General features: G+C 69.6%; 17 protein-coding genes. 10 read left to right on the top strand and 7 right to left on the bottom strand.

The genetic code is table 11. The annotated features are described in order from the left end of the window. The first annotated feature begins 16 nt into the window (after positions 1-16). From ACYX7E_RS17035 to ACYX7E_RS17060, 6 genes are all read left to right on the top strand, one after another. A complete protein-coding gene (locus ACYX7E_RS17035; protein ID WP_462081795.1) occupies positions 17-580 on the top strand; it encodes a phage holin family protein in 564 nt (187 codons plus the stop codon). Continuing rightward, positions 577-1,125: a protein sip-5 gene (locus ACYX7E_RS17040; protein WP_462081796.1), complete on the top strand. Its 549-nt coding sequence runs from the start codon at positions 577-579 to the stop codon at positions 1,123-1,125. Before ACYX7E_RS17035 ends, ACYX7E_RS17040 begins: the two co-directional genes overlap by 4 nt. 49 nt (positions 1,126-1,174) lie before the next feature. Next, complete coding sequence (locus tag ACYX7E_RS17045; RefSeq protein ID WP_462081797.1) at positions 1,175-2,335, top strand: AI-2E family transporter; 1,161 nt, start codon at positions 1,175-1,177, stop codon at positions 2,333-2,335. A 73-nt stretch (positions 2,336-2,408) separates the two neighbouring features. After that, positions 2,409-3,131: an HAD-IA family hydrolase gene (locus ACYX7E_RS17050; protein ID WP_462081798.1), complete on the top strand. Its 723-nt coding sequence runs from the start codon at positions 2,409-2,411 to the stop codon at positions 3,129-3,131. A gap of 10 nt (positions 3,132-3,141) precedes the next feature. Further along, complete coding sequence (locus tag ACYX7E_RS17055) at positions 3,142-3,594, top strand: DUF1294 domain-containing protein (RefSeq protein ID WP_462081799.1); 453 nt, start codon at positions 3,142-3,144, stop codon at positions 3,592-3,594. 130 nt (positions 3,595-3,724) lie between these two features. Then, on the top strand, positions 3,725-5,119 hold the full coding sequence (locus ACYX7E_RS17060) for a leucyl aminopeptidase family protein (RefSeq protein ID WP_462081800.1): 1,395 nt from the start codon (positions 3,725-3,727) through the stop codon (positions 5,117-5,119). Between the two features lie 40 nt (positions 5,120-5,159). Here the strand turns inward: ACYX7E_RS17060 and ACYX7E_RS17065 are convergent, their stop codons facing one another. The 5 genes from ACYX7E_RS17065 to ACYX7E_RS17085 all read right to left on the bottom strand — a co-directional run bounded on the left by ACYX7E_RS17065 (position 5,160) and on the right by ACYX7E_RS17085 (position 9,853). Next, complete coding sequence (locus tag ACYX7E_RS17065) at positions 5,160-5,618, bottom strand: hypothetical protein (RefSeq protein WP_462081801.1); 459 nt, start codon at positions 5,616-5,618, stop codon at positions 5,160-5,162. A 298-nt stretch (positions 5,619-5,916) separates the two neighbouring features. After that, entirely contained in the window at positions 5,917-6,519 is a 603-nt protein-coding gene (locus tag ACYX7E_RS17070; RefSeq protein WP_462081802.1) for a response regulator, read from the bottom strand. Between the two features lie 84 nt (positions 6,520-6,603). Continuing rightward, positions 6,604-7,893 (bottom strand): sensor histidine kinase, encoded by a 1,290-nt coding sequence (locus tag ACYX7E_RS17075; RefSeq protein ID WP_462081803.1) that lies wholly within the window; start codon positions 7,891-7,893, stop codon positions 6,604-6,606. A 137-nt stretch (positions 7,894-8,030) separates the two neighbouring features. Next, positions 8,031-8,846 carry an ABC transporter permease gene (locus tag ACYX7E_RS17080; protein ID WP_462081804.1) on the bottom strand — a complete coding sequence of 272 codons (816 nt, stop codon included), beginning with the start codon at positions 8,844-8,846 and terminating at the stop codon, positions 8,031-8,033. Further along, on the bottom strand, positions 8,846-9,853 hold the full coding sequence (locus ACYX7E_RS17085; RefSeq protein ID WP_462081805.1) for an ABC transporter ATP-binding protein: 1,008 nt from the start codon (positions 9,851-9,853) through the stop codon (positions 8,846-8,848). The genes ACYX7E_RS17080 and ACYX7E_RS17085 overlap by 1 nt, the downstream gene beginning before the upstream one ends. Positions 9,854-10,184: 331 nt before the next feature. On the opposite strand from ACYX7E_RS17085, the gene ACYX7E_RS17090 reads away from it, so the two are divergent. Both ACYX7E_RS17090 and ACYX7E_RS17095 read left to right on the top strand, forming a co-directional pair. Next, positions 10,185-11,429 carry an efflux RND transporter periplasmic adaptor subunit gene (locus ACYX7E_RS17090; protein WP_462081806.1) on the top strand — a complete coding sequence of 415 codons (1,245 nt, stop codon included), beginning with the start codon at positions 10,185-10,187 and terminating at the stop codon, positions 11,427-11,429. A gap of 97 nt (positions 11,430-11,526) precedes the next feature. Next, complete coding sequence (locus ACYX7E_RS17095; protein ID WP_462081807.1) at positions 11,527-12,216, top strand: ABC transporter ATP-binding protein; 690 nt, start codon at positions 11,527-11,529, stop codon at positions 12,214-12,216. Positions 12,217-12,340: 124 nt separating this feature from the next. On the opposite strand, the gene ACYX7E_RS17100 is transcribed toward ACYX7E_RS17095, so the two are convergent. Then, positions 12,341-12,640: a hypothetical protein gene (locus ACYX7E_RS17100; RefSeq protein ID WP_462081808.1), complete on the bottom strand. Its 300-nt coding sequence runs from the start codon at positions 12,638-12,640 to the stop codon at positions 12,341-12,343. A gap of 23 nt (positions 12,641-12,663) precedes the next feature. On the opposite strand from ACYX7E_RS17100, the gene ACYX7E_RS17105 reads away from it, so the two are divergent. Both ACYX7E_RS17105 and ACYX7E_RS17110 read left to right on the top strand, forming a co-directional pair. Further along, entirely contained in the window at positions 12,664-13,824 is a 1,161-nt protein-coding gene (locus ACYX7E_RS17105; RefSeq protein ID WP_462081809.1) for an ABC transporter permease, read from the top strand. 27 nt (positions 13,825-13,851) lie between these two features. Then, positions 13,852-15,162, top strand: coding sequence for an ABC transporter permease (locus ACYX7E_RS17110; RefSeq protein WP_462081810.1), 1,311 nt, complete (start codon positions 13,852-13,854; stop codon positions 15,160-15,162). A 100-nt stretch (positions 15,163-15,262) separates the two neighbouring features. On the opposite strand, the gene dapA is transcribed toward ACYX7E_RS17110, so the two are convergent. Continuing rightward, positions 15,263-16,100 (bottom strand): 4-hydroxy-tetrahydrodipicolinate synthase (gene dapA, locus ACYX7E_RS17115; protein WP_462081811.1); only part of this gene is annotated, 838 nt, incomplete at its 5' end.

The following is a 16,100-nucleotide window of genomic DNA, read 5'->3' on the forward strand; positions in this document are numbered from 1 at the left end:
CGGCGCGCACAGCGGCATGACCGATCGCGCACACGGCCCTGGCGGGCCGCAGGCCACGCCATCCGCGCCCGGCGGCGAACCCGCTGTCGGGGATGACGCCATCCGCACAGGCGCCAGCGACGACGGTGCAGACGCGAAACCGCCGCATCTCGACGAGAGCATTCGCCGCGTCCGCGCCGCCGGCAAGCAGACCGTGGGGTCCGGCGTGGATGCCGGCCGTGCACTGCGCCGGCTGGTGTCGGCCGACCTGGCCCTCGCCCGCAGTTCGCTCGGGCGTGCGCTGGCGTGGTCGGCGGTGTCGATCGTCTTCGGCGCATCGGCGTGGCTGCTGGCGATGGGTGCGACGATCGCGCTGTTGCAGGCCTGGGGACTGAGCTGGCTGGCCTCGCTGTCGATCGCGTTGCTGATCAGCCTGGTCGTCACCGGCATCGCGATCTGGCGGGTCTCGGTGTTCTTCGATTACGCCGGCATGCATGCGACCCGGCGCCAGCTGGCGCGGTTGGGCCTGTTCTCGGAACACGACGATGACGACGGCACGTCGCCACCGGCCTGTCCGCCCGGCAACGGAGACACCCCATGAACTTCGAAGCACTCAAGGCCCGGGTCGAGCGCGCCGAGGCCCTGACCGAAGGTCGCATGCTGCAGACGCAGGATCATTACCAGGCGCTGCGCCGGACCTGGCGCCAGGCGTGGACGCCGACGCGGATCCTGATCGCCGGGCTCGCCAGCGGCTTCCTGGTCGGACGCGCCAACCCGGAACACACGATGGAAAAGCTGCGCGTGCTGGGGGGCCCCAAATGGATCCAGCTGATCAGCTCGGCCTCGGGACTGGTGGCATCGCTGCAGGCCTCGTTCGCGGCGACGACGGCCAAGTCGGCGGCCGACACCGCCGACGATGCCGCGCAGACGGCCGACCAGGCAGCGGAGCAGGCCATGGAGGCCACCGCCGATGCGAACACGGCCACGACTGCCGTCCGTCCCGCGACCGCCGGCAACGCCACGCCTGAGGCAGCGGTCGACGCATCCCTGCGTCCCTCCGATGCCCGCAGGCGTCCGGACCCGGTCTGGGATCCGGAGGCGCCGCCGATGCCTGCCGAAGCCGCCACCGATCTGTCGGAACGCTGATCCGCCGGCAACGGCGCACAATCACCGCCTGCGTCCTGCCGAGCCCACCATGTCCGACCCCCTCATTCCGCCGTCCGCGGAGCACGCAGACCTTCGTCCGCCGACGCCCGCCGCGGCCAGCAGCGCCACGCCGGCCGCGACCACTACCGCGTCCGGCGGCGGCAACCCGCGCCCGCGCGCGTCCAGCGCCATGCTCGTCGTGGCGACGCTGGCGGTCGGCTACACCTTGTGGGCCGCGCAGGCGCTGATCCTGCCGGTGCTGCTGGCGATGTTTTTCGCGCTGGTCGGCAACCCGATCATCCGCGGCCTGCGGCGCCTGTGGATTCCGCGCTTCCTGGCCGCGGTGCTGGTGCTCTCCGGCGGCCTGGCCACGTTCGGCGCACTGGGCGTGCAGCTGGCCGGACCTGCCGCAGAATGGATGCAGGAAGCGCCACGACAGATGCGGCAGCTGGGCAAGCAACTGCGCAGCCTCGCCAAACCCGTGCACGAGGCCAACCAGGTCGCCGAGAACATCGCGCGCGCCGCCGGCGGTGGCGATCCCCGCCGCGTCGAGATCGTGCGGACCCAGGTCGACGATCCCTACGCGATGCTGGTCGCCGCGCCGAAAGTGCTGGCCGCCCTGCTCGCGGTCGTGCTGCTGACGTTCTTCTTCATGGTGTTCGGCGAGAGCCTGCAACGCAACGCCATCGCATTGCTGCCGACGCGGCAGCGACAGAAACTGACGGTCGGCATCCTGCAGTCGATCGAACGCGAGATCTCGCGCTACGTGTTCACGATCACCGTCATCAATGTGCTGGTCGGCCTGGTGTTCGCCGCGATCCTGCACCTGGCGTTCAAGGTCGACATTCCCGATGCGCTGCTGTGGGGCACCCTGGTCGCGGTCCTGAACTACGCGCCGTATGTAGGCCCGCTGATCGGCGTGGCGATGATGCTGGTGATGGGCTACGTGACCTGGGGCGGCGTCAGCGCCTCGCTGCTGCCGGCGGCGATCTACCTCGGCCTGCACACCATCGAGGGTCAGCTGGTGACGCCGATCGTGCTCGGCCGCCGGATGCGTCTGTCGCCGCTGGTGCTGGTCCTGGCGCTGATGCTGTTCGGCTGGCTGTGGGGCATCGTCGGCCTGCTGCTGGCCGTGCCGCTGCTGGTCTGCGTGAAGCTGGTGCTGGCGCGGATCGAAGGCATGGACGGCTGGGCGCGGCTGCTGGAGTAAGGGCAGCCGGAACGCTGCCGATGGCGCAGCGCCTGTCGGCGGTGCACCGCGCCATCCCGGTACAATGGCGGGCATGACATTTCCCGTTCGCGCCATCACCATCGATCTCGATGACACCCTGTGGCCGTTCGCGCCGATCGCTACGCGCATCGAACAGGTGCTCGAAGACTGGATGCGCACGCACAGCCCGATCACCGCCGAGCGCTTTCCGGTGCTGGAGATGCGGGCCCTGCGCGAGCGCATCTTTGCCGACAATCCGCACCTGATCCATGACCTCAGCGCATTGCGCCGGATGGCGATCGAACAGGCCCTGCGCGACAGCGGCGCCGACGTTTCGCTGGCCGATGCCGCGTATGACGAGTTCTATACCGCGCGCAACCAGGTCACGTTCTACCCCGACAGCCTGGATGCGCTGGCGCGCATTGCCGCCCGGATGCCAGTGGCCGCGCTGACCAATGGCAACGCCGACATCGCCAGGATCGGCCTGTCCGCGCATTTCCATTCGGTCGTGCATTCGCGCGAGCATGGCGCCGCCAAGCCGGTGGCGAGCATCTTCCATGCCGCCTGCCGTGGCCTGGACTGCGATCCCGCGCTGGTGCTGCATGTCGGCGACAGCATCGAGATGGATGTGGTCGGCGCGGCACGTGCCGGCCTGCGCAGTTGCTGGATCAATCGCCGCGGCGACGACGGCACGCTGGCGACCTGGCCGCACGCCGACCTCGCGCCGGATCTCGAGTTCGACACGCTGACCGGCCTGGCGGACTGGCTGGACGCACACGCCGACACGCCGCACTGATCGCACGGGCATGCGTCGACGCGGTCGCGACACCGACGGCAACGACACCCGCAGCGCGACACCGCCGCTGCGCAACGGCCCTCGCCTGTGGCTGGCGATCGTCGTGCTGGTGTGGCTGGCGATCATTGCCTGGCAGGCTGACGGGGCGCGACCGCTCGCCCTGGTCTACCTGGCGATGAGCGCCGTGGCATTCGCGTGCTACGGCATCGACAAGTCCGCCGCGCGCCATGCCCGCCGCCGCATCCCCGAACGCCGCCTGCACGCCATCGCACTGCTGGGCGGCTGGCCCGGCGCCCTGCTTGCGCAGGCCTGGTTCCGGCACAAGTCCTCGAAGACCTCGTTCCAGATCGCGTTCTGGCTGATCGTGCTGCTGCATGTCGCGGCGCTGGCGTGGGTGCTGCAGCAGGGCTGGCTGGACGTCGCGCCGGCGACCGCCGCCGGGCATGCGATGCTGGACGCATGATGCCGCGCCACCACCGCACACTCGTCCGTTTCGACCTCGTCGATAGCGCCATCGAAGCCGCCATCGCAACCGCTCCGGCAGGCGGGCGCATGCGCGCCGGCCCTGCCCTTCACTTCCACAGGTTCCCATGATGACCACCACTCCGCTGCCCGCAGGCTTTGCCGCTTCGTCCGATCCACGTCCGTCGGCCGCGCTGCCGCTGCACGTGCTCGACCGTGCCGGCTTCGGTCCATGGTTGCAGGCGCAGCCGCCGGCCACGCAGGCCTGGTTGCGCGCGCAGGACTTCAACGCGGCGCCGGGATCGGTCGTGCTGCTGCCCGGCAGCGATGGCATCGCCGGCGCGGTGCTCGGCACCGGCGACGCCGCGGACCCGTATGCCTATGCGCACGGTCCGGCCAACCTGCCGCAAGGTGACTGGGTGCTGGCGACCGCACTCGACGAGCCCGCACGCAGGGCCCTGCAACTGGGCTGGGGGCTGGGCGCCTATCGCTTCACCCGCTACAAGGCGGCGACACGGACACCGGCGCAGTTGCTGGTCGACGGCGCCCTGGATGCGGAGGCCGCCGACGTGCTGGCCGCCTCGGTGCGCGTGCGCGACCTCGTCAATACGCCGACCGAGGACATGGGGCCCGAGCAGCTGGAATCGATCACGCGCGAGATCGCGCAGCGCCATGGCGCCCGCTTCGAAAGCATCGTCGGCGATGCCCTGCTGCACCAGAACTTCCCCGCGATCCATGCCGTCGGGCGCGCCTCGCATCGCGCGCCACGGCTGTTGAAGCTGCAGTGGGGCGATGCCGCGCATCCGCACGTGGTCCTGGTCGGCAAGGGCGTGTGCTTCGATACCGGCGGCCTGGATCTCAAGCCGGCCGACGGCATGCGCAACATGAAGAAGGACATGGGCGGCGCCGCGCATGCCCTGGCGTTGGCCGAGTTGGTCATGGCGCGCGCGCTGCCGGTGCGGATCACCTTGCTGATCCCGGCCGTCGAGAATGCGGTCGGCCCCGACGCGTTCCGTCCCGGCGAAGTCATCGCGACGCGCAAGGGCATCCATGTCGAGATCGACAACACCGATGCCGAAGGCCGCCTGGTGCTATGCGATGCGCTGACCCATGCCGGCGAACTCGAGCCGCACACGATCCTGGATTTCGCAACCCTGACCGGTGCCGCGCGCATCGCCCTCGGCCCCGACCTGCCGGCGCTGTTCGCCAACGACGATGCGCTGGCCAATGCCTGGATCCAGGCCGGCGCCGAGACCCGCGACCCGGTCTGGCGCATGCCGCTGTGGCGTCCGTACCTGCGCTACCTGACCAGCGGCATCGCCGACATGGCCAATGCCGGCTCGAAGATGGCCGGCGCGGTCACCGCCGCGCTGTACCTGGAGTGCTTCGTGCCGGCGGGCGTGCCGTGGGCACACCTCGACGTCTACGCCTGGAACGACAGCGCGCGCGCAGGCCGCCCGGCGGGCGGCGAGGCGCTGGCCTTGCGCAGCGCGTTCCGGATGCTGCAGACCCGCTACGCGGCTTGATCGCCGCCGCGCGACGCCCGCACGCGCGTCGGCGCTGGCTTCAACGCAGCCAGCGCCGCAGCTCGGCGCGACGCGCGAACCAGAGCAGCCAGGCCGCGATGCCGATGATCAGCAGGGTCATCGGCAATCCGGACAGCCCCGATGCCTGCCAGGCCGGCGTCAGCGCATAGATCGCGCCCATCTGCACCAGCACGGCCAGCAGCGACACCGCCAGCAACCACACGGCCCAGCGCCTGCACAGCAGCAGGCCGACCGCACCGAACACGCCGGCGAAGACGGCGATGCCGTAGGCGATGTCCAGCCAGGCCGGCATCGCGGCGTAGACCACGCGCTGGGCTTCGGGCATTGCGGCGATCTGCTCCGCGGTCATCCGCGTCTGCAGGAAGAACATGGCGACGCCGACCAGGTTCCACAGCAGGGCCAGGATGCCGACGACGCGCAAGCGCGTCGGGGCCGGGGCAAGGGGATTGTCAGCATGGGACAGGTCGGAAGGGGACATGACGATGCTCCTTGGAACAGGCTCTAGCCCGTGACGTCGCCCGAGCGTACACAGCCCCGCGGGGCTGCAGGCCACCTCACGTCGGAAACCTGCGCCGAGGGCCCACCGACCTCCACCTCCGGGTCGAGGCCTGTCCGGCGCCGCGCCGGGCGGGCGCTGCGGCATAGAACCTGTTCACGATCTGTCGCGAGCGCAGCCAGGTGGCGCGTGGCGGAGCGCAGTGTACGTGCAGGTACATCAGCAACCGAGCACCGCACGCGCGCCAGATGGCAAGCGCAGCAAGATCGTGATCAGGGTCCTACAGCCAGCCCTTCTGGCGCGCCAGCCGGTAGGCCTCGATGCGGTTGCCGACGCCGAGCTTGCCGATCGCCTCGGACAGGTAGTTGCGCACGGTGCCGTGCGACAGGTGCAGGCGGGCCGCGATCTCGGTGGCCGACAGCCCTTCGCCGGCGAAGCGCAGCACCTGGCGCTCGCGATCGTTCAGCGGATCGGCCTCCGACCAGGCTTCCAGCGCCAGTTGCGGATCGATCGCGCGACCGCCGCGGTGCACCTGGCGCAGGGCATCGGCGAGCTGCTCGGCCGGCGCATCCTTGAGCAGATAGCCGGACACGCCGACATCGAGTGCGCGACGCAGGAATCCCGAGCGCGCGAACGTGGTGACGATGACGACCTTGATCGGCAACGCATGCCGCTGGATCCGCTGCGCCAGTTCCAGCCCGGTCAGGCCGGGCATTTCGATGTCGGTCACCAGCACGTCGGGACGCGACTGTTGCAGCTCGCGCCAAGCCGATTCGCCATCGGCGCAGGCACCGACGACGTCGATATCGGTTTCCAGGCCCAGCAGCGCCGACAGCGCGCCACGCACCATCGCCTGGTCCTCGGCCAGCAGGACACGGATCATCGTGGACGACATACGGTTGCGATCATGCGCGCGACGATAGCAGACGGCGCCCGCGCGTCCCGCAACGACCCGAGGCGTGCCGCACTACGGCGCCACGTGCCCTTCAGCAGCGGCCAGCGGCAATCGCGCTTCCAGGCGCGTGCCGCGTCCCTTGGCGGCATCGATGCGCAGGCTGCCGCGCGCGGCTTCCAGCCGTTCGCGCATGCCGGCCAGGCCGTTTCCGGGCTGGATCGCACCGCCGCGACCATCGTCGCTGACGCGCAGCACGGCATCGCCCTGCTCGACCGCGAACGCAATCGTCGCCCGGGTCGCACCGGCATGCCGCTGGATGTTGGTCACCGCTTCGCGCACGGTCATCGCCAGCGCGGTCTCGACGGCGGGCGACAGCGCGGCGCGCGCCATCTCCGCATCGAAGCCGTAGTCGAACGCCACGCCATCGATCTCCAGCAGCAGCTTGGCCGAAGCCAGCTCGGCGGCGATGCCGGCCGCACGGATGCCGCTGACCGCACCGCGCACCTGGGCCAGCGCCTCGCGCGCGGTCGCCGCGACATCGGCGATCTCGCGGCGCGCGGCCCCGATGTCATCGCGGATGCCAGCAGCGCCTGCGACATCCGCGACACCCGGGCCGTCACCACGCGCGTCCGGCGTGAGCATCGCGGCCTCTGCGGTATCGCGCTCGACGGCACGCGTCAGCAGGCGACCCGCCAGGTCGGACTTCAGCGCGACCATCGACAAGGTGTGGCCCAGCAGGTCGTGCAGGTCGCGACCGATGCGCTCGCGCTCGGCCAGCGCCGCCAGTCGACGGATTTCCTCATGGCTGAGCTTCAGCGCCGCGTCCTTCTCGTCGCCCATGCGCTCGACATGCACCAGCACACCGATGATCGCCGTCGTCAGCGGCATCCAGGCCAGTGCCGTCCACGGATAGCCGATCCAGCGCGCCCAGCCCAGCAGCACGGCATTGGCGATCGCCAGCACCAGCAGGTACAGCCCCAACCGCTTCCAGCGCCGCACCCCCAGCAGCACGCAGCCGAACACGAAGTAGCTCAGCCCCGACGGGTACCACGGCATCAGCGCGAAGCACATCACGATCATGCCGCTGGCGAACAAGGCGCCCAGTCGCTTGGGCTGCGTCACCGCTGCGACGTACAACGCCACGAACAACGGATACGACAGCAGCGTCAGCAACAGCCAACGCAGGCTGTAGCCCTCGGGCGTGAACAGCGGCACGACGAAGACCCAGCTCGACCACAACAGGTGCACCGCTTCGGTCCAGCGCGCCCGGCCCTGGCGCAGCGTCGAGGCCAGCGCCGAATCCGGCGCCGGCGTGCGCCAGCTGTAGGTGAGCTTCGGGAACATCGGGAACCTTTGGGGCATGGGGGGGCAACGACGCTCGGTCAGTGGTCTTCAGGACAGGTCTGCGATGCGCGGCGCCATCGTCTCATGCCGGCGGCAAGCGCTCCGTGGCGCCGGCATCGGCAGCGCCCGCACCAGGTGTCGCCGGAACCGCACGGTCAGGCGTCGCGCGCGAGGCGCCGGTAGGCCAGCCCCAGGAACGCCGCCGTCATCGCCGCCAGCACCAACACATGCATCCACAACGGCTGGCCCTGGTCGAAGCCGACGACCTTCAAGGCGATCTGGCCCAGGTGATAGGCCGGCCACAACACCGCGATCCGGCCCAGCAGCGCGGGCAGCATCGTCAGCGGGATCCACAGACCCGACAGGAACGACATCGGCAGGAACAGCACGTTGATGACCGCAGGCGCGGCATTGCCGCCGAACACCGTGCCCAGGTACAGCCCCAGCGCGCAGAACGGCAGCATGCCGACGATGTTGATGACCAGCAACAAAGTCCATTGCGACGGCGCCAGCCGCACGCCGCCCAGCCCCACCGAGATCGCCGCGAGGATCAGCGAGATCAGCGTCGCGAACAGCATCGCCATGACCAGCTTGGCCAGCAGCAGCGCGCCCGGCGGCATCGGCAGCGCGCGCTTGAGCTTCAGGAAGCCCTGCTCGCGATCCATCGCGATGGTGACGCCGAATCCGAACAGGCCCGCGCTGATGACGCCGAACACGCCATAGGTCGCCAGCAGGTAGCGCGCAGCCTCGCCGCCGGCGCTGCGGTTCATGAACACGCCGAACAGCAGGTAGAACAACGGAGGAAACAACAGCGTCGGCACCGCGAAGGTCGGTTCGCGCAGCACGCGCAGGAACTCGCAGCGCGCTTCCAGCGCATAGCTGCGCAGGCGGGCCGGCCACGGCATCGGCGCATCGTCGAGGACACAGGATCCGCGGGTGTCGGACGCGACAGGCAAGACGGGCAGGTTCATCAGGCGGCCTCCTCGAGGCGGTGGGTCTCGGGATATGCGCGGCTGCGGGCGTCGGTCAGTTCCAGGAAGGCATCGGCCAGCCCGGCGCGCTGCACTTCCAGTCCGGACAGCGCCGGATCGGCGTCCAGCAGGCGGCGCACCACCGGCTCGGCAATGTCGGCGACGATATCGAGCTGGACGGCATCGCCACCCGTCGATGCGCTCGTCGATGCGACCGCCTCGCGGACCTGCGGCCAACCCGCGACCTCGTCGGCGGACAGGCGGGTCACGCAGCGGATGCGGCGACGCGAGACGTTGGCGCGGATCTGCGCGACGCTGCCCTGGGCGATGATCCGCCCCTGGTCGAGCACGACGACGCGATCGGCCAGCGATTCGGCTTCTTCCAGGTAGTGCGTGGTCAGCAGCACGCTGCTGCCCTGCGCGACGAGTTCGCGGATCGCCGCCCAGACGCCCTGGCGCGCGCCGATGTCGAGCCCGGTGGTCGGTTCGTCGAGGAACAGCAGCCGTGGGCGTCCGCAGATCGCCAACGCGAACTGCACGCGCCGCTGCTGCCCACCCGACAACGCGCCATAGCGACGACCGAGCAGGCCGTCGAGACCGGCCAGCGCGACGCAATCGGCAACGCTGCGCGGCTGCGGATAGTAGCTGCGGGTCAGTGCGAGCAGCTCGCCGACCTTGACCGTGCGCGGGATCCCGGCGCTCTGCAGCATCACGCCGATGCCGCGGCGCGCGGAGAGTTCGCGCGGGGAGCGGCCGAACAGCCTGACCTCGCCGGCATCGGCATCGGCCAGGCCCAGCAGCAGGCCGATCGCGGTAGTCTTGCCGGCCCCGTTGGCGCCCAGCAAGGTCAGGACTTCGCCGGCATGCAGGCGCAGGTCCACGTCCGCCAGCGCCTGGACTTTGCCGTAGGCCTTGCGCACGCCGCGCAGGCTGGCCAGTTCGTCGCCTGCGGCCGGGCGGGGCGGGTCGGCGTCGATGCGCGCGCCGGCAGTGATGTGTTCGCTCATGTGCGGGGATTCCGTCGAAGGACGCGGGGTGGATGGCATGGCGGCATCCTCCCGCGTCGGCCCACGCCGCGGCAGTCGCAGCGGTCAGCCCAATGGCATGACAGTCGTCAGGTGACCGCGCCTGCGACTTGCCCTAGCCTAGGCGGACGCAATCGGCAGGTCGTTCCGCAGTCCTGTCGCCGTTGCCGCGATCCGCGACCCAGCCGCCGGTCCGCCCGGGGACCATCGGAACCGGGCGCTCGCGGGGCCCGGGCCGGGGATTGGCCCCGGCACCGCATCGCCGGTCCCGCCTGCACGGTCACACTTGCCGCTCACCCACGTCTTGGCTGCCATGAACACAAATGCTGACCTGCTGAAGGAACTCCGCATCGACCGCAACGACGGCCCGCAGCCGTCGCGCCGCCGACGCTGGATCATCATCGCCCTGGCGATCGTCGCGTTGTTGGTGGTCGCCGGCCTGCTGCTGGGCGGCCGCGGCAAACCGCCCACCGTCGAAACCACTACCGTCGCCGCACTGACCGGCGGCAACGCCCCGGCCAGCGTGTCGGTGCTCGACGCCAGCGGCTACGTGGTCGCACGGCGCATGGCCACGGTCTCGTCCAAGGTCACCGGCAAGGTGCAGGAAGTGCTGATCGAGGAAGGCATGCGGGTCGAGGAAGGCCAGGTGCTGGCACGCCTGGAACCAATCGACGCCGACGCCCAGCGCAGCCTCGCCACGGCGCAACTGGCAGCGACCCGCAGCCAGGCCAGCGCGATCCAGGCCCAGCTCTCCGAGGCCGAGGCCAATGCCCGGCGCCTGGGCGCGCTGGTGCGGCAGCAACTGGTCTCCCAGGCGCAGCACGAACAGGCCATCGCGACCCGCGACGCCCTGCGCGCGCAACTGGTGACCGCGCAGCGCAACGCCCGCGTCTCCAGCGACCAGTTGCAGATCGCCGACATCGGCGTCGACAACACCATCGTGCGTGCGCCGTTCGCCGGCGTGGTCATCGCCAAGGCCGCGCAGCCCGGCGAAATCGTCTCGCCGCTGTCCGCGGGCGGCGGTTTCACCCGCACCGGCATCGGCACCATCGTCGACATGGAATCGCTGGAAGTCGAAGTCGACGTCGGCGAGGCCTACATCGGCCGCGTGCAACCCAAGATGCCGGTGGAAGCCACCCTCAATGCCTATCCGGACTGGAAGATCCCGGCCGAGGTCATCGCGATCATCCCGACCGCCGACCGCGGCAAGGCCACGGTCAAGGTGCGCATCGCCCTGAAGGCGCGCGACCCGCGGATCGTGCCGGACATGGGCGTCAAGGTCGGCTTCATGGAGAGCCTGGCCACGACCGACGGCAAGCCGGCCACCGGTGTGCGCGTCGCCAACGAGGCGGTCGCCAAGCGCGACGATGCCGACGTGGTGTTCGTGCTCGCCGACGGCGTGGTCGCGCAGCGCAAGGTCGCGCTGGGCCGCGCGCTCGGCACCGAACGCGAGATCACCGACGGCCTGAAGGCCGGCGAGGTGGTCGTGCTGAACCCTGCCACCGAGCTGGTCGACGGCGCCAAGGTCGCGACCGCCGTCAAGGACGACGCCAAGTGATCGGCGCGCGGATCGGCATGACGGCCGGCACCCGGATGACGATCGTCGTGATGCCCGCAGCGCGGCGCCCGGCCATGCATGGGACGGGAGCGCGCTGATGGAGGCCCTGGTATCCGTGCGCCGGCTGACCAAGACCTACCAGCGCGGCCCCGAAAAGGTGCAGGTGCTGCACGGCATCGACCTGGACATCCCGCATGGCGACTTCGTCGCGCTGATGGGGCCGTCGGGGTCGGGCAAGAGCACGCTGCTGAACCTGATCGGCGGACTGGATACGCCCACCAGCGGCGAGATCGAGATCGAAGGCCAGCGCATCGACCGCATGAACGATCGCCAGCTCGCGCATTGGCGCAGCCACCATGCCGGCTTCGTGTTCCAGTTCTACAACCTGATGCCGACGCTGACTGCGCAGAAGAACGTCGAACTGCCGCTGCTGCTGACCCATCTCGATGCCGGCCAACGCAAGCGCAACGCCGCGATCGCCCTGGCCCTGGTCGGCCTGGACGACCGCCGCCACCATCGCCCCAACGAACTGTCCGGCGGCCAGCAGCAGCGCGTCGCGATTGCCCGCGCGATCGTCTCCGATCCGACCTTCCTGATCTGCGACGAGCCCACCGGCGACCTCGACCGCCATTCGGCCGAGGAGATCCTGGAGCTGCTGGGCACGCTGAATCGCCAGCACGGCAAGACCATCATCATGGTCACCCACGACCCGCGCGCCGCCGAGTCGGCCAGCCGCATCATCCATCTCGACAAGGGCGAGCTGGTGGATGCCCCGGTGGGACATTGAGGGCAGGATGATGGCGACCCACGGGCGCTCGAACTGGCGATGCGGCCGCGCAGATGCCGACCTGTCGTCTGTGCGGGGTTGGCACGTCGACAGCAACAGCTTCCGTCCGCTGGCGCGGCCGGGTTCATTTCTTTTGGAAAGCGCCAAAAGAAACGGAACCAAAGAAAAACGCTTCCTCGACAACATCAGCCACATCCGTCATTCGTTCCGGGATTTTCCGACTCGCCATCCATGGCTCGGTCGGAAAACGCCGCACATCCCTGTGCGGCGCCCTCCGGGTCTGGCGTTGTCCGCTTCGCTTCCACGCGGTCAAAAGCCGGTGGTTTGCGTCGACTACAGCAGACACCTGTCGTCCTGCCGCCGCCCTTGCAGGCTTCGGCTCGCAGGTCTGCACGCCTTCGCGGCAGCGGTTGAAGGTACCCATGCCAGCGACGCGAGGGCGACGTCATGAAGTACTTCTCCCTGGTCTGGTCGGCGCTGTTCCGCAGCAAGACGCGCACCCTGCTGACGCTGATGTCGGTGATCACCGCGTTCCTGCTGTTCGGGCTGCTCGACTCGGTGCGCGTGGCCTTCAATTCCGGTGGCGGTGTCGATGGCGCCAACCGGCTCGTCGTCGCGTCCAAGCTGTCGATCACGCAGATGCTGCCGTCCAGCCTCGACCGCCAGGTCGCGTCGGTGCCCGGCGTGCGCAAGGTCGCGACCGGCACCTGGTTCGGCGGCATTTATCAGGATGCGCGCAACTTCTTCCCCAACTTCTCGATCGGCGAGGGCTACCTCGACCTGTATCCGGAATACATCATCGACCCCGAGCAGCGGCGCGCCTTCGATGGCGACCAGGCCGGCGCGGTCGTCGGCCGTACCCTGGCCAACAAGTTCGGCTGGAAGATCGGCGACACCATCCCGCTGCAGGCGACGATCTTTCCCAACGCCGACGGCAGCAACAACTGGCCGCTGACGCTGCGCGCGATCTTCGATATCCGCGACAGCAAGCGCAAGGGCGAAGAACAGCAGCTCTTCATGCACTGGAAGTACTTCGACGAATCCAACACGATGATGAAGAACCGGGTCAGCTGGCTGGTGGTGCAGTTGGAAGACCCGGCACAGGCCAGCCGCATCGCGCAGGCAATCGACGCGATCTCCGAGAACTCCGACCGCGAGACCAAGAGCCAGACCGAGCAGGCCTTCAACCAGTCGTTCGCCAAGCAGTTCGCCGACATCGGGCTGATCGTCACCGCGATCATGGCGGCGGTGTTCTTCACGCTGCTGCTGCTGACCGGCAACACGATGGCGCAGGCCGTGCGCGAACGCATCCCGGAACTCGCGGTCCTGAAGACGCTGGGCTTCACCAACACCGCGGTGCTATGGCTGGTGCTGGCCGAGTCGATCCTGCTGATCGTGCTCGGCGGCGTGCTCGGCATGTCCCTGGCCAGCGCGATCATCCCGGTCATCGGCGCGGCCAGCGGCGGCATGGTCGCGCTCGGCGGCATCCCCTCGGAAACCTGGACACTGGGCCTGATCCTGATGGTATTGATCGGCGTGCTGGTGGGCGCACTGCCGGCCCTGCGCGCGATGCGGCTCAGCATCGTCGACGCGCTGGCGGGCCGATGACGGCGCGGCAATGAGAAGAATGGAACGATGAAACGACCCTGGCTGTGGAACCTGCTGACGATCGTCGCGCTGCTCGCCGGCCTGGGCCTGTGGATCGCGATGCCCTGGCAGGGCGTGCTGGCGCTGGCGATCGCCGCGGCGGCATGGCTGCGCTACAGCCGCCAGGGCCGGCTGGCGCTGGCCGCGGCCGGCGTCGGCATTGCCAGCCTGCCGCAGCGCTGGGGCGCGGCGTCGGTGATCGTCATCGGCATCGCCGGCGTTGTCGGCGTGCTGGTCGCGATGCTGGCCATGGGCGAAGGCTTCCAGTCGACGCTGCGCGGCAGCGGCAGCGACGACACCGCGATCGTGCTGCGCGGCGGTTCGCAGGTCGAGATCAACTCGGTGGTGACGCGCGACCAGGCGGTGCTGCTGGCCAACCTCGATGGCGTCGCCCGCAACCCGGACGGCCGCCCGCTGGTCACCACCGAACTCGCCCAGGTCATCAACCTGCCGACCAAGGCCGACGGCAACGATGCCAACGTGCAGTTGCGCGGTATCGGCTCATTGGCCTGGGAGATCCGCCCGAACGTGCGCATCGTCAGCGGCCGCAGGTTCCAGCCGGGCCTGCGCGAGCTGATCGTCGGCCAGGGCGTCGCCGCGCAGTACCGGGGCGTGGAGATCGGCGACACCCTGCGCCTGAGCAACCAGGACTGGACCATCGTCGGCCATTTCGCGTCCGGCGATTCGATGGACTCGGAACTGTGGACCGACATCGAGACGCTGTCATCGTTCTACCGCCGCAGCGCCTACCAGACCGTCACCGTCAAACTCGCGGGCAACGACGGGCTCAAGCGCCTGCAGGCCGCGCTGGATGCCGATCCGCGGATGAAGCTCGATGCGCTGGGCACGCGCGACTATTTCGGCAAGCAGGCCTCGGGGCTGACCACGCTGATCAACGTGCTCGGCACCGTGATCGGCGCGATCATGGCGGTCGGCGCGGTGTTCGGCGCACTCAACACGATGTATGCCGCGGTCGCCAATCGCGCACGTGAAATCGCGACCTTGCGTGCGCTCGGCTTCCGTGGACTGCCCGTGGTCGTTGCGGTGATGCTGGAGACTATGTTGCTCGCCCTGCTGGGCGGGCTGCTCGGCGGCGCGCTGGCGTGGACGGTGTTCAACGGCTACAGCGTGTCGACCATGAGCGCGAACTTCAGCCAGGTCGTGTTCGCATTCGAGGTCACGCCGCAGTTGCTGTGGACCGGCCTGAAATGGGCACTCGGCATCGGCCTGGCCGGCGGCCTGTTCCCGGCCCTGCGTGCCGCGCGGCTTCCGATCACGACAGCCCTGCGCGCGGTCTGACCCGCGCGGCCAGCGCGGACCTGCCTGCAGGCCGGCATTGTCTCAGGCCGCCCGCCTCCACGACGACGGCAGGCCGGCCCGTAAGGCGGATGCCTCTGGGTTACAGCAGTTGCGCGGACCGCAGGGCGGCTTCGACCGCAGGCTGGTGACCGGCTTCGAGCTCGGTCATCGGCAGGCGCAACGTGCCGCCGCACAGGCCGAGACGGTGCATCGCCCACTTCACCGGGATCGGGTTGGCCTCGACGAACAACTGCTTGTGCACCGGCAGCAGGCGCCGCTGGATCTCCATCGCCCCCCGGACATCGCCCGCCAGCGCGGCCGCGCACAGCGCGCTCATCAGCCGCGGCGCGACGTTGGCGGTGACGCTGACATTGCCGTGGCCACCGCAGAGCATCAACGCGACCGCGGTCGCGTCGTCGCCCGAGTAGACCGCGAAGCCTTCGGGCAGGTCGCGGACCAGCCACTGGGCCCGCTCGATGTTGCCGGTGGCTTCCTTGATGGCGACGATGCCCGGCACCTCGGCCAGCCGCAGCACGGTGTCGTGCTGCATGTCGGCGACCGAACGGCCCGGCACGTTGTAGAGCACGATCGGCAGGTCGCCGGTCGCTTCGGCGATCGCGCGGAAGTGGCGATACTGCCCTTCCTGACCGGGCTTGTTGTAGTACGGGACGACCTGCAACTGGCTGTCGGCGCCGACGCCGGCCGCATAGCGCGCCAGCGCGATCGCCTCGGCGGTGGAGTTGCCGCCGCAACCGGCCATGACCGGCACCCGGCCCGCCGCCTGCTCCACCGCGACGCGGATGATCTCGCAGTGCTCCTCGACATTGACCGTCGGCGATTCGCCGGTGGTGCCGACCACGCCGATGCAGTCCGTGCCTTCGCCGACATGCCAGTCGATCAGCGTGCGCAGGGTCGGATAGTCGACGCTGCCGTCCTCG

The organism is Luteimonas sp. RIT-PG2_3 (assembly GCF_054902115.1).

Excerpts from the sequence above, each read along its gene's own strand:
- ACYX7E_RS17035 (WP_462081795.1), top strand. The coding sequence starts at position 17 with ATGACCGATCGCGCACACGGCCCTGGCGGGCCGCAGGCCACGCCATCC.
- ACYX7E_RS17040 (WP_462081796.1), top strand. The coding sequence starts at position 577 with ATGAACTTCGAAGCACTCAAGGCCCGGGTCGAGCGCGCCGAGGCCCTG.
- ACYX7E_RS17045 (WP_462081797.1), top strand. The coding sequence starts at position 1,175 with ATGTCCGACCCCCTCATTCCGCCGTCCGCGGAGCACGCAGACCTTCGT.
- ACYX7E_RS17050 (WP_462081798.1), top strand. The coding sequence starts at position 2,409 with ATGACATTTCCCGTTCGCGCCATCACCATCGATCTCGATGACACCCTG.
- ACYX7E_RS17055 (WP_462081799.1), top strand. The coding sequence starts at position 3,142 with ATGCGTCGACGCGGTCGCGACACCGACGGCAACGACACCCGCAGCGCG.
- ACYX7E_RS17060 (WP_462081800.1), top strand. The coding sequence starts at position 3,725 with ATGACCACCACTCCGCTGCCCGCAGGCTTTGCCGCTTCGTCCGATCCA.
- ACYX7E_RS17065 (WP_462081801.1), bottom strand. The coding sequence starts at position 5,618 with ATGTCCCCTTCCGACCTGTCCCATGCTGACAATCCCCTTGCCCCGGCC.
- ACYX7E_RS17070 (WP_462081802.1), bottom strand. The coding sequence starts at position 6,519 with ATGATCCGTGTCCTGCTGGCCGAGGACCAGGCGATGGTGCGTGGCGCG.
- ACYX7E_RS17075 (WP_462081803.1), bottom strand. The coding sequence starts at position 7,893 with ATGCCCCAAAGGTTCCCGATGTTCCCGAAGCTCACCTACAGCTGGCGC.
- ACYX7E_RS17080 (WP_462081804.1), bottom strand. The coding sequence starts at position 8,846 with ATGAACCTGCCCGTCTTGCCTGTCGCGTCCGACACCCGCGGATCCTGT.
- ACYX7E_RS17085 (WP_462081805.1), bottom strand. The coding sequence starts at position 9,853 with ATGAGCGAACACATCACTGCCGGCGCGCGCATCGACGCCGACCCGCCC.
- ACYX7E_RS17090 (WP_462081806.1), top strand. The coding sequence starts at position 10,185 with ATGAACACAAATGCTGACCTGCTGAAGGAACTCCGCATCGACCGCAAC.
- ACYX7E_RS17095 (WP_462081807.1), top strand. The coding sequence starts at position 11,527 with ATGGAGGCCCTGGTATCCGTGCGCCGGCTGACCAAGACCTACCAGCGC.
- ACYX7E_RS17100 (WP_462081808.1), bottom strand. The coding sequence starts at position 12,640 with ATGGGTACCTTCAACCGCTGCCGCGAAGGCGTGCAGACCTGCGAGCCG.
- ACYX7E_RS17105 (WP_462081809.1), top strand. The coding sequence starts at position 12,664 with ATGAAGTACTTCTCCCTGGTCTGGTCGGCGCTGTTCCGCAGCAAGACG.
- ACYX7E_RS17110 (WP_462081810.1), top strand. The coding sequence starts at position 13,852 with ATGAAACGACCCTGGCTGTGGAACCTGCTGACGATCGTCGCGCTGCTC.